Source organism: Chitinophaga sp. (assembly GCF_039596155.1).
Lineage (GTDB): Bacteria > Bacteroidota > Bacteroidia > Chitinophagales > Chitinophagaceae > Chitinophaga.
In genome coordinates, this window is sequence record NZ_JBCNKF010000029.1 from 25,916 (window position 1) to 39,554 (window position 13,639).

The following is a 13,639-nucleotide window of genomic DNA, read 5'->3' on the forward strand; positions in this document are numbered from 1 at the left end:
ATTACCGTTTGTAAAATCTTAAAATATGTGTAAAACCTTGTACATTGTCAGTTCCTTTCTTGGCAGGATCTTTTTTGTTAGAAGTTAGAAAATTAATTCTAAAATTTCCATCTTTAAATCTTGATTCAACAGACCAATCACAAATATTATTAAACCATCCCGCAATATCTCCAAAATCTCCACTTTGTATTGATGATATCATTTCATCAGATGTTAACTGAAGATTATACGATTTATGTTGAAGGATACTGATTTCAACTAACCCAAGATTAATTTTATTTTCTGCAGATATGGTAACGTTAGGAAAATTAGTCCTTTTTCCTATTTCGCGGAAAATTTTGTTTAATCCTTTTGTTAATAGGTCAACATCGGTATAAAATGATAGTTGCTTTAGTCCGATATAATTAGGAGTTACAAAGTCGCCTCCCAGGTGTTTTTTTCTTAGATCAATAAATATCCTTTCTAACTTATTTCCCTCTGTCCTAATTTCGATTTCGTTTTTAAAAATATCAACAACTTGAGAGAACTGACTCAGCTGTGTTCTGTCGAATATTCTTTTTTCATGCAATGGATAATCATAAGGATCTCTTCCTGGATTTTTTTCACACCACTTTTCTAATTCGACCGATGACCAGCCAATATTCAAGCCATGTGTTCCCCAGGAATATGGTGTTAATTGTCCTTTTCTGGAATATTGTCCATTTTGATTTTCCAATAAAAGGAATGAGTATATTTTTGACCAGAGTTTATAGTTCAGTGTTCGTAAATCTGAACTTATTTCCTTGAACTCTATATTTAATTTTTCTTTGAAATTTTTATAACTGGTAAATTGACCATCCATAACACCAGACTCCCAACTGTGAGTAGCATATTTGAGTGCAGAGTTGTTTTCTGAAAATTTGGACAGCAGTTTTACCAAGCTTTGAGGACTATGAATTATAGGAGCATTAAAAGATTTATTTCTATACTTCTCACTATCTTTATCAAGATAGCCAGATAAATTTTCGCCTTCAAGTTCTTGTATCAACTTGTTAAATCGTGTCTTTAGCTTATTATAGCAATTATCATCCTTTCCACGGATTGCACTTAAAAAATTTAGCTTTCCCTCAATAATACTTTGCATTTGGTTTTCTAAATTCTTTATATGCCCCTTTTCATTTGCATAATTTTCTTTGAAAATATTATTAGCCTTCTCCAATCCATAGGTTTCCCAATAATAAAGTATCTGTCTTAAATTTTTAATGTATTCTCTTTTAACATTCACTTTATGACTGACAATCAATCCTGTTACTTCTTGACGGTGACCAATTGTTTGTATCCTAAATTTTTTATCGTTAATAGTAAAACCTTGCTCAATAATGATTCTATATAATTCTTCAAGAAATCCTGATTTCTCATTATACACAAAGTGCATTGAAGAAAATGTAATGTCATCAGCATATCTGGAATATTTTAATCCAAACCTTTTCGATAATGCTGTTAGCTTGATATCTAATTTCTCACATATAGCATTACTAATCAGTGGAGATGTTGGGGCACCCTGGGGTAAAACATTTTGTTTTTTTTCTTCCCATTCGTCACGTTCATTTTTTCTCCTTACTAACAAATTTGTACAACATAAGGCGGCTATAATATTAGCCAGTTTTAAACGATTTTCTGATGTACCTAAATTAAATGGAGGAAGTTGAATTCTTTTCCATACCCGTGCTTGATCTATACTTAGAAAAAAATCTTTTAAATCTATGTTCAGAATAAAATTACTATTAACATGTCTAAGAGCATTTTCATATATTGATCGTCCGGCTACAAACCCTGTGGCAGATTTATGTGGAGTATAAACTATTTGAAATATGATGTTTAGACAACGTTGGATTAGTTTTAACCCTTTGACAGGAGCGGCTATAATCCTCTGCCCACCGTTTTTCTTCGCAATTTTGAATGTTTTGTATCTAAGTGCTTTTCGTGGATTACTATAATAAGTTAATTGCTTGATTTCAAAAGGCACATATTTATCGGAGAGATAAATACGCTTGACATAATTTAATAAATCAAGTAAATCCATTCTATTTTCAAGCTTCTGAAAAGAATCTTTGATATGGTCTCTTTCTTTTGTTGAAATTTTCATTAAATAATAAATAAATCTTTGCGGCTCTACCTTGTATTCTTTGTATATGAATATAGCCATAAAAGTATAACAAGTATAGCCAGCCGAATCACCGATTACTATACTGACATTTCTTATTGTATGCTAAGCTTGCGCCAAGCCAACGTCCGCCGATTTGGCAACCGGAAGCTCCCCAACGGACTAATCAATATTTTCGGTAGAGCTCGCAAAGAGTTATACATATAAAATGTGTAGATTAACTTAGCAAGTTAGTTAAAAAACAACTAATTCAATTCCCAATATTTAAATTTATAGAATTTTCAATCATAATTCACTGAATAGTATTAAAAAAATAAATATATTTTGGCTGAAGATTCGTTTTTAAGGTTATCGATGTTGTTAATACTTTACAGCAAATGCAATATATATTAGCATTTTGCGTGTCTAAAATGTTAAAAATGAGACTTTTGTCTGGAGGTTGCCGTTTAAGATATTATAAATTGACATTAATTATTGAATTATCGTGATAAATTATTTTGTTATTTCATTAAGTTTTTCAATAAATATTTTATTTCTCAGGCGAACCCTGTCGAGAAGTGTTCTATATCGTATGACTTCGGTATATATTGAACCGTCAGACATCCCATCAAATCCTCTGACTTTTTGAGACGGCCGGAATAAATATCCAAAATGAGGAGCAACTTCAAAAGTACCTACACGGCCTAATACATCTCTATCTTCAATAGCTTGGCCAACTAAATAGCCGTAGAATGTATTAATTTTTAAATTATCGTGGCAATAATTTAAAATAGGCTAGCATACATGTCTATTTGCTCAAATGCTCAGATGCATTTACTTCAGGACTTTTTAATTCAATGATTATGCATTTCCCTTCCTCAGGAAATAAAAGAATATCGGGCCGTTTTATTTTCTTATTCTCTCCATGTGATTTTAGATACTTATTTTCTTCATCAGTAAATTTTTCTCTGAATAATTTTTGCCCTTCTATTTCAACTTTGTCTAAAGTTGTTTCTGAACATCTTTTAAAATAGAGAAACTCTTCGCTTTGTTCAATAAATCTATAAATTTATTAATCTTCATATCTATCTGTTAACATGCTTCCTAATTAAGAATTTATTCTCCAAGAATTTTTAAAGTACTAATGTTTTTAAGATTTGCTGAAAGCTGTTCAGGTTTCATTAACGGCTTTAGCGGAATGATAACGTAATTCCTTTGATGAACAAGCTTAGAAATATCCCCTTGTCCCTCAAATAACATTTGCTTACCATTTTTAAGGTAAAGACTAATCATTTCTTTTTCATAAAAAATATTAGGATGAATGCCTACATCAGCCAATTCAAGTGGAATGTTTTTTATAAAACGATATGTAGTGAACAACTGGTCCCACTCTTCTTGGAACCAACTATATGCGTTATAAAAGAGAAGTAACTGTTCAAAGTTGGATAATTGGGCACGAAGTGTTCTTAAATATTGACGTTTTTCTTGAAGATCCAGAATTTTATCCATAAGAATGTATCGAGCTGTTTGAAAAAGATGCCTATAATAGTGCCCTAGCCAATTTGCATGACCATCATAAGGTTTGTATCGAAAATGAATTGGCCAGTTCGACCTTTTCTTATTTAATGAATTCGTTTTTTCAAGTAATGATTGAACTTCGTTTTTGTATGTCTCCAGTTTCTCTTTCACACATTCGAATTGAAAGGAGTTTGGATCAATATTTTTTTTATTGAAAATTTTCAATTCATCATCGTTGAAAGATGATTCATAAAGTTTCTCAGAATTATAGCCAATTCCAAAAAAGAAAATGTTATAAGCCATGGAAGTTGCATCAACATTTTTTAATTTAATTCCCATCTGCTTTTCCATGTTCTTTTTAACCTCAATGATTATATCGAAAACGGACTTGAACTCATAAAACATAGAATTAAAACACCTCCTACCCGACAAATCATTTGAAAGGTAGATCTCATTGACGTTTTCTTTATGAAGCTTTATTAATTCAAAGAAACGACTTTCAATCCGTTCGCGATGTGCTTCTTTTTGTTGTTTTTCATCCTCTAAGAACTTATTATACTTATCTTCTTTGTATTGCCTTCGTTGTAAGTCAAGGCTTAAATTAAACTGATGTTTTTGTTCCCAATTAGCTAAGTATTGGATAAAAAATGCTAAAAATGTCAATATCGCGCTTGCAATTGCAATAGGTGGACCCATTAAACCTCCGTTGGCGTCACCTACGGCACCAAGCGTTGCCAGTTTCTCTAGCGCCAGTGTTGGATAACGAAGAAAAACAGACGGGCGATCACAAACCCAATTAATGAAGTAACCAATAATTGTAAGCCCCAGAACAAGATATATTGTATTTGTCTTATATTTTAGTCGCCTCTTCCTTTTGTAGCGCAAATAAATATCCTGTTCTGTTTCGTTATGGGATAGTATGTCGCTCATATGTATATGTTACTACTAAATTATCAAAATATAAGATAATAATCAGAATTTGAGAGAACAAAGATTAACTAGGTTATCGTTCGTAAGATTCCCTATAGTTAGACTAAGTTTAGCGCTGTTTCGTCAAATCGATGAAAAATAATATATTGCCTTATAATCAGGTTTTTAAGAGTTTGAAATGAGTCTAACGACACTCTCAATTCATGTAAGTAGTATTTAAGTTCATGAATATATATCAAGATTGGGGCTTTCGCGAAAGTCCATTTAACACTGCTGCTCTACAATCCGACCAGAATGGGGCTTCATTACTTGTTGGTAGAGACAATGAAATAGCGCAAATTCTTAGAAGGCTTTATAATCCACCTTCTTCAGTTACGGTTGAGGGCCTAAACGGAGTAGGAAAAACCAGTTTGGTTAATGTTGCATTATTTACTTCTCTTCAAATGCTTTATAGGAAAGAAACGAATACCCTCTTTATTCCATGTAATAAGATTTTTCAAATTCTGGCAGAAAGCAATATAGAAGATTTTTTAAATGCTTTGTATCTAGAGGTAGCACAGACTTTGCTAAAGCGAGCAGATGAATTGAAAGATTTAGGTTACACGTTGCCAAGTAGTTCTGCAAGTTTTGAGATGGTACTAAATTCTACTGATATATCATTTTGGCAGTCGAAATTTGGTATCGAAGGTTTCAAGAATGAAATTAAGGCTTGGCTGGAGCAAATATTTCCTACTCAGGGAAGTGGCGCGGTTGTTTGTATAATAGACAACCTTGAGTTGCTTGAGACTTCCGAGCAAGCAAGGCGACAATTGGAACGGCTTCGTGATGAGATTTTTAATTTAAATGGTATTAGATGGATATTATGTGGGTCATTAGGTATTGTTAAAAGCGTTGCGTCAACACCTCGGCTTGAAGGATATCTTCACAAACCTGTTGAAGTATTTTCGGTTGAGAGAAAACATGTAAAAGACCTGTTTGAAAGAAGAGTTCAATATTACTCAGCAAATCAAGCAATTCCGGCCTATCTACCTATGTCAGGTAATGAATTTGATTTTCTATATGAAGTATTTAACGAAAACCTTCGTAATACAATTCATTATTGTGATCAATATTGTCTATATGTTGTTGATGCTGGAGTAAAGCCGGAAATAAAAGAAGAGAAAACCAAATTGTTCTTCAGTTGGTTGCAAAATGAAGCTAATACAATCATGACATCAATTGAGGGCAAATTAGGACAAAGGGCATTGAAATTTTTTCAAGATATTATTGAATATGGAGGAATCTTTTCGCCTAGTGACTTTGAAAAATTTAAGTTTAATAGTTTTGCGGCTCTTAGGCCTCATGTTCTGGAATTGGAAAGAGTTGCATTGCTTACAAGTACTATTGACGAAACTGATAATAGAAGAAAAACCATTCAAGTTACACCTAAAGGTTTCTTGGCTAGTTATGCAATAAGTAAAGACGATTCAAAAAAAAGGATCTCTTAACAGAAAGCTAAATATATACCGTCGTTATTAAGTAGATTTTTTATATTATCATATAAGGTAATTAAATAGGAGGCTGTAGAATTTCATTTCATGTGTTATTGGGTCTATTGCAGCTCCTTGTCTTGACAGACTCCAAAACAGGAGAAGGGGCTGCTGCCTAGCCAAGCTCCCTTCCCCTCCCTGCAGGGTATCAAACAATAGGGGAAGGCATCTACACAAAAATTTTTAAACCCGAAAATTGAGTTCATATTTGTTCAGTTGATTTTTATTCTCCATACAGTTTATTTGCTGGTATTTTCTGACGCTGTGGTAAATGACGTTACTTTGAACACACTTTGTTTTGTTAGGTTATAAGTCAATCCTATAAATGGTCTTGCCATAAATTGATCTACTGTACGTACCCCATCTCCTATCCGTATTGCCGGCATGTATTCATCGGTTTGGAGATTATCTAATCTTTTTACAAATCCTAGTGCATATCCCCCATGAAATAATATCCTTTCAGATTTTCCAATTCCTAGTGTCAAACTCCCAATAAACTGAAGGCTGGGTTGAGTGGAAGTTATTAAACCGAAACTAATTCCAGGGGTAAGCCAGGATGCTCCAGATCTGTAATTAATATTCATCATGGCGCCAAATCCGATATTTGCTTTTCCATTATTGACTCTTTTGATCATTTTATAGTTTGTGTTATTTTGTTGGTCATCAAGTGAGTCTATCGTAAAGAATTGATCGTTTTTCAGAAAAGTGCCAAATATACCAGCACTGAAATCTATTTTTATTCCGCCTTTGATGAAAATGTTATACTCGTAATTTTCCGGTTGATCGGTTAATTTGTTTTTCTTCTCCAATTGAATTGTTATATAATCGAAGTTCTTCATGTTTGTAGTGGTAGGTGTGAGGTAGATTGAATCCATGATTTCTATTTTCTGGATGCCACTTAGTTTTTTGGTCAGGTATTCCGAATACTGGCCATTAACTAATAAATATTGTTCGAGATAGTCATTTTGAAATGGAGATAATATATACTGATCTTTTAGATCGCTAAATGCCTGCTTAGCTACGTAGAAATTTCTAATGTCTTTATTTATTCGTATTGTATCTTCTTTGCTAAAGCTTTTGCACTCTTTGGCGAGTAGAGTGTTTTGTAAATCAATGTATTTGTTTTCAAATTGTGAAAAAATATACTTTAGTAATTGAGCTGTTTGCTGATAGTACTCAACTAGTGTGGGGTTTTGGGTATTAATACGGTTTCCTGATTCTGAATTTACGGATTCATCTGGTAGGTTGTAATAGCTATTTTCAATGGAATTTTCAATTCTTTCTTTTAGGGAATTTACCATTTGGATTTCGGTATCATCACTTCCCATATTTCTCTCGAGTGTTATAATGCGGTTAATTAGGTTTAAAATAGATTTTGTCTGACTTTTGTAGGAGATTAAGTTGTTTAATCTACTATTTAGATCACTTAATGCAATCCGTAAATTCTGATATTGTTTAGATAATGAATCGTACTCTATTTTTATTTTTTTATTTTTGGCGGTATAGTATATTGAATCGAACCTCTCAGTGTTATAATCTAAATTAAATTCGCTTTGTATGTTAAGCATTCGGACGGATACTTTTTTAAAAATGTCGAATAGGGAATCTGCTCTACCTGACATCAGTTTGAAATATTCTTTTGTCGGAGCTTTGGCATTTACTTCAAATAAGAATCTTACATTATTATTTAAGTCTATCGCAGATTTAATGGAGCTGGAAAATGTACCATACGTGGTGTCTACGAACATCGCAAAAGGCAAGCTGTTTATTTTATAATCGTATTTGAATTGATTAATATTAGTTAAAGCGAATGTGAGGTTATGCTTCCAATTTACCTGGTATTTCATTTTACCTGGTGTTCTTGTTACAGATTTTAATTCTGATGGACTACAAAGGTCTAGCCAGAAAATCTCTGTTTTAATTGGAATAGTTTGGGCCTGATTACTAGAATTATTTTGGGTTTGAGCCGAAATATCGTATGCCATAAAATTGGCAATGATTATAATGATTAAAAGCCGGAGGGGTAAGTTATGATTCATATGGGGATTTTATACAAGAGTAATACTTTTACAGTTGTTTTAAAATACCAACTAGTTGGTATTTTAAAACAGTTTTATCTTTCATAGCTTAGTTCTGAAAAACCATGATATAGATTTTTAATCTATATCAATTCATTATCTGACTTCTCTATGTGATACCTTTTAATTCGGTAACAAATTTACCATTTTTAATTTATAATCAATGTGTTATGGAGGATGTTCTTCATGCGGAAGTTTGCCAAAAATGACTGTTTCCGATTAAAACAATTAATATCATTTTCAATCAGGTTTTGATATTGAGTGAAAAATAATACCTTCAGTGTTTAGACATTTATCATTCTGTTTTCCGATATTTGATCAGGTAATGTGTATCTAAAATAAATTCCATGTTTTTAAATTCTGATCTTTCAAATTTGGTGAATAGGATCAGTTATTAAAAGACATTATACCCCTATATATTATAACTATTTTGACATTTTGATTCTAAAAATGTTGCTGTGAAAATATTATTAACTACTCCTGATGCATTGTTGGATAATCAGAGAAAACAGTTTTTTCCAAGATTATTACAAGTTTTAAATGAATTCAACAAAAGTGAGCAAACCTTAATAATTGTAGTTTCACGATCAGGTAAAGGATTAGACAAAATTCCTAAGGAATTTAATCCAATACATTTAAAAAATGAACTAAGGGGAAGTCCCAAGCTGATTGAATATTTAAAAAAGCAATTTGATGTTGATACCAAAGACTTCATTGTATTAGCAGCAAAAGATAAGGATGTACAGCAGGCTGCTAACTCCAAATTATTGTTATTACGTGCGAAGTATGCGTTTGAGAATAATCCTGGTGAGTTACTATATGAAAAGAAATATGGTATTCCTATTGAAAGTTCTATTGCCCTAGGTAATTTCTTTAAAACATTTACGGATTTCAATGGAGAGTGGTATTATCAAGTAGAAGTGTCCGAAAAAACCAAGATGTACGCTTTAACTGATGCCAATACATTTAATAAAAGTCAGAGTGAAATTGATATCAATAACTTTTTTAAGCAATGTTTGAAGGATGGAGATGCTACATACAGAATGCCATTTATGGTTTATTTTTTAGTTAGTACTTATGGTATTGTAAAGGAATTTGAAAAGGTTGATTATTGGGGGATTTATCCAAGTTCAGGTACTGGGCCTAATATGGACTTAGAGTATTTTAAAGATAAAGCAAGACAATCTTATAAAGGAATAAGTAAAGAACCTATCATTATTCGTCATACTCCAGCAGTTAAACGTCAGGGACGGCCTGCCGCTAAAAGAATTGAAGAAGCGTGTGATCTTCAACTTTTAACTGTTCGACTAAACCCTTATTATGAAAATAAATTGAAGGGTAAAACAGTTTGTATAATTGATGACTTTACAACATATGGAACTAGCTGCGAAACAGCAAGAAATCTATTGGAAAAAGCGGGGGTGGCAAAATTAATTTTTATTACTTTAGGAAAATTTGGTAAGGAATATCATAAATATAATTATAATATTGTGGGTGACCCTTTTGGTGACTTTAAAGCTTCGAAATTGAATCATACAACCTTAACCGGAACCTTTAATTATAAAGGGAATAGTGAATTTATTCAGACATTAGGCCAATTGATGAAATGAGAGATAAAAATTTTGATATATTATTTTTGACTTACTTAACCGGGTATAGTATCGCGGAAATCTACAAAGGTCTTCAGTATGAGAATGTTGAAGATTTTATTGATGATTATCGACGATATAAACAGGAACGCTCTGAAAATGTATCTAATATTAGTCTGTTTGAGCTTCTTCAAATTACGTCTGAACGATATGAAGAGATGAAGTTCCGAGGTATTCGCTTTGTGAAAATTGGAGACAATGATTATCCCAAACAATTAGAATCTATTAGAAATCCGCCTCCGCTATTATTTATTAAAGGAAATTTACCTCAAAACAAAAATATAGCGGTTATTGGAACCCGTGAAATTAGTTCTTTTGCTAGTAAAACTGTAAGTCATGTTGTAAAGGTATTTTCTGAACAACAGTATGGAATTATTTCTGGCTTAGCTTATGGTATTGATAAATTAGCTCATGAGTCTGCGTTATCAAATAAAGCTTACACTCTTGCAATATTACCCAATGCTCTTGACCACATTTATCCTAAGGATCATTTAAGTTTAGCTAATAGAATAATTGAATCAGGAGGAGGAATAATGACAGAGTTGCCATTGGGAATAAATTTAGGAAAAAAGGGATTTGTACAGAGGAATCGACTCCAAACAGGAATTAGTGATATAGTAATGCCAATCGAAATGGGCCTTAAGTCAGGAACCATGCATAGTGTTCAGTTTTGTATTCAACAAAAAAGAAGATTATTTATAATCAGACCTGATCCAAGTTATAGTAACCTTGCTGCCTATGAAGGTATACGTGTGCTATTGGAGGACAAGTATGAAAATCTTTCAATTTTAGATCAAAATTTTAATTATGATGATGTTGTTAAAAAATTAGATGAACGTAAGTATGGCAATCAGAAAATCAATAGTAATAACAATATAAAATTTACGGACATTCCAAGTGATAAGATAAGAAAAAATAATATCCTTGATGATATCATGAATGAAATGATGAGTTATGGAATTGAGTATATAAATCATAATTTAAAATATAAAGGATCTCATTTCCTAAGAGAAAATATAAATAATATTAACAAGGAACTTACCGCTCGTTTCCAAAACATTGCTTTTAAATATATACAACAGTATTCCTTTCTTTCAAAAAAAGACATAGAAAAAATTATTGTCTTTGTAATGAATACTGGAATAAAAAAAATAGAACAGTTAACAAAAAATGGAGATTAACAATCAAGATCGGTGGATATCTCAATCGCGGATATTAATTTTATGGTCCTAAAATTTTTTAATAAAATGATAGTAAGGAAGTTATATGTAATTATATGTTTGGTATTTATATGTGGTTTATATAAAAACCAAAATTTTTTATTTAAGTTTTAATCCTTTCATTGAATCTGGCCGTCCGAATTCTTTTAGCATGTATTTAATTTGTTTGATATTATAGTATTGTCCTTCGCATTTACCGATATTTTTATTATGTGGCTGAAGCCATCGGTTAAATACCTTTAAGGTAACACCATATAAGTCTGCTATCTCCCCTTTCTTGTAGGCGGTTAATCCCTTGGTCGAGGGAATAGGTTTAGATTTCATGTGACCAGCTGTTTAATGGGTTAAATGGATATAGGTTTGATCGAATGTTGGGTGTGTCTAATGGTATAAATCTTTAAATTATTTGTTGTGCGATAATAATTGTTTTTACAACGTTAATGAATAAACTAAAAATTATTGCAATTCATTCAGTAGCATTTAATTTGCAAGTTTTTCAGTCTCAGGATTATTGTTCTTGATACTAAATTTATACCAAAAAATCAAATGAAATTAAGGTTTGAAAGCATTTAGAAAATATTGAAATTTCAATAAATTGATAATTAATGTAAATGTATTTTTAAAATATTTTTTTTGTATGAAAATTAACAAATCGTAGACTCTTTGAAGTTATTAGTATTGGTGCTTGTAAAGGGGGAATTTGTCCAAATTAGCCTAATTGAATATTTTCAGAATCTGAAACTTTATAAGGTTCATCTGGAAAGAAATCTTTGACGGAGCATTTAAAGAAAGCAGCTAAAATGTTTATGTGATCTAAATTGTATTTTTCTGGCCTATTTGGATTTTCACAGTGGCCAACAAATGATTCTGTGAACCCTACGGCGATAGCTAGTTTAGTTTGGCTTAATTTTAAAACCTTTCTTTTAGCCCTTACAATATCAATAACGTGTTGATTAATAGGAGACTTTAGATTCTCTGTTACTGGAACCCGCTTTCTTTCTTCTTTTGGTTTTAAAATATTTCCTTTAATTTTTTCTTCCTTTTTATTGTTGATTATGGCTGACTCATCTTTTTGATTATCAGTTACATTATGGATAATTCTTGTATGATTCTTTTTAGCCATTTTTTTGTGGCGAAAAGAAATAATTTTAAATTATTTGTCACATGGTATTGCCCATGTATTTTATATTTCTTAACTTGGTTGTAGAAATTATTAAACTGATTAAATGATTTACAAAATGCGCTTGTCTAATTTAGATACAGGATAGTTTTTGTATTATTGCAACCTCAAAATCTTATTTGAAGCTCGCTTCTTACATTATCCAAGCCGTGAACTGTCGAAAATTTCAAGTATGCTAGGATGATAAGAAGGGTGCTCACGTTACCGCGTGGGTGCCATCTTGTCTGCATACGCCCTTCGACAGGCTCACGGCGACAAGTATGGCCCTGCGCTTTTTTTATTTAAAAGCGGCGAGTATTCCTGTTCCTATATCGTACAAAAATACTGATTATATTTTTGGGGTTAATACAAATGAAATAGTACCTAGGATCTAAATCCTGGAACTTCTTCCTATTGCCTTATTTCTCATCAATTAAAATTTATAATAATGGAGAAAGTGAATTCCCCTGACAAGTGGGCTGCTACCTCTATGCTTACAGATAATGAGATGGCTGACCCTATGTTAGCCTTGACACGCATTTTTATAGTTTATGAAATTCCTGACCTTATTAAGGAGGCATATACAGTACCAGGCCAATCTGCAGCGAATGATCTCATTAGGCGAATTATTGAGGCTAGTCTTCTATTAGTAAAATATAGGGATAGAGCAGGATTCGTAAGTCCATATAAGGACAAGGGAATCCATCCCGGTATATCCACGTTCCTTGTCGAGTTTTTAAATATGCTTGAACTCAGGATGAAAGTGGCAAAAATGTCCATGGATATGATTATGGAGACTCATGAGATGAAATTGTTTGCTATTAAACCAGAGATAGCTTATTTCATAAGCACATTTCGGATGATTGTAAGTCAATCTAGTGAATCGCTGAAGGCGGTAGTAAAGAGCCTAACTATTTCAAAGGATGATTTTTCTTTCTTACCCACAAAGGATAGTATTAACCTGGCATTATTCATCGACGAAGTAACTGCTCCATTTAGGTTGTATGAGGAAACGATGGGTAAAATATTGGAGATCACAAACACGCTGAAGTATTCAAGGATTATTTCTACGGATATTCACATGTTGAATATTGTAGTAACTAATCTTTTGCACTTAGGATTTTATTATGCTACACCTGGTCAATTGGTATCTGTAGGTATACATTCTGAAAATCATGAGGAGCATGAAAATATAATTTTCTCGGTTAAATGTAATTGCGAACCAATCCACCCGGATCTTATCGGAGAGTTATTTCAGCCAGTAGATTTCCTTAACGATTGGCCTTTCACATACGACCAGGAAAGGAAGTTATATCTATCACAAAAGATAATTAGTGAATTAAGGGGGAGCATACACGTTGTCAGCAATTCCGCTGAAACAGTTTTTACTGCTAAGATCCCTGTTGCAGGTACAAATTAGGGATTCTTTAAATG

The 13,639-nt window shown here is 32.3% G+C and carries 9 protein-coding genes; 4 read left to right on the top strand and 5 right to left on the bottom strand.

Translation table 11 applies throughout. The annotated features are described in order from the left end of the window. Position 1 precedes the first annotated feature (1 nt). Positions 2-2,185: a reverse transcriptase domain-containing protein gene (locus ABDW33_RS23900; RefSeq protein ID WP_343692623.1), complete on the bottom strand. Its 2,184-nt coding sequence runs from the start codon at positions 2,183-2,185 to the stop codon at positions 2-4. Between the two features lie 1,053 nt (positions 2,186-3,238). Further along, positions 3,239-4,570: a putative phage abortive infection protein gene (locus ABDW33_RS23905; RefSeq protein ID WP_343692624.1), complete on the bottom strand. Its 1,332-nt coding sequence runs from the start codon at positions 4,568-4,570 to the stop codon at positions 3,239-3,241. 224 nt (positions 4,571-4,794) lie between these two features. Here ABDW33_RS23905 and ABDW33_RS23910 point away from each other — a divergent pair, with 224 nt between their 5' ends. After that, positions 4,795-6,057 carry an ATP-binding protein gene (locus tag ABDW33_RS23910; protein ID WP_343692625.1) on the top strand — a complete coding sequence of 421 codons (1,263 nt, stop codon included), beginning with the start codon at positions 4,795-4,797 and terminating at the stop codon, positions 6,055-6,057. Positions 6,058-6,338: 281 nt separating this feature from the next. On the opposite strand, the gene ABDW33_RS23915 is transcribed toward ABDW33_RS23910, so the two are convergent. Continuing rightward, positions 6,339-8,084 (bottom strand): hypothetical protein, encoded by a 1,746-nt coding sequence (locus ABDW33_RS23915; protein ID WP_343692626.1) that lies wholly within the window; start codon positions 8,082-8,084, stop codon positions 6,339-6,341. Positions 8,085-8,635: 551 nt separating this feature from the next. Here ABDW33_RS23915 and ABDW33_RS23920 point away from each other — a divergent pair. Continuing rightward, positions 8,636-9,787, top strand: coding sequence for a phosphoribosyltransferase (locus tag ABDW33_RS23920; protein WP_343692627.1), 1,152 nt, complete (start codon positions 8,636-8,638; stop codon positions 9,785-9,787). Then, positions 9,784-11,007 carry a DNA-processing protein DprA gene (locus ABDW33_RS23925; protein ID WP_343692628.1) on the top strand — a complete coding sequence of 408 codons (1,224 nt, stop codon included), beginning with the start codon at positions 9,784-9,786 and terminating at the stop codon, positions 11,005-11,007. Before ABDW33_RS23920 ends, ABDW33_RS23925 begins: the two co-directional genes overlap by 4 nt. Positions 11,008-11,145: 138 nt before the next feature. Here the strand turns inward: ABDW33_RS23925 and ABDW33_RS23930 are convergent, their stop codons facing one another. After that, positions 11,146-11,370, bottom strand: a complete 225-nt coding sequence (locus ABDW33_RS23930; protein ID WP_343692629.1) for a hypothetical protein — start codon at positions 11,368-11,370, stop codon at positions 11,146-11,148. A gap of 385 nt (positions 11,371-11,755) precedes the next feature. After that, complete coding sequence (locus tag ABDW33_RS23935) at positions 11,756-12,169, bottom strand: helix-turn-helix transcriptional regulator (RefSeq protein ID WP_343692630.1); 414 nt, start codon at positions 12,167-12,169, stop codon at positions 11,756-11,758. 484 nt (positions 12,170-12,653) lie between these two features. On the opposite strand from ABDW33_RS23935, the gene ABDW33_RS23940 reads away from it, so the two are divergent. Further along, positions 12,654-13,625 carry a hypothetical protein gene (locus ABDW33_RS23940; protein ID WP_343692631.1) on the top strand — a complete coding sequence of 324 codons (972 nt, stop codon included), beginning with the start codon at positions 12,654-12,656 and terminating at the stop codon, positions 13,623-13,625. Positions 13,626-13,639: the final 14 nt, after the last annotated feature.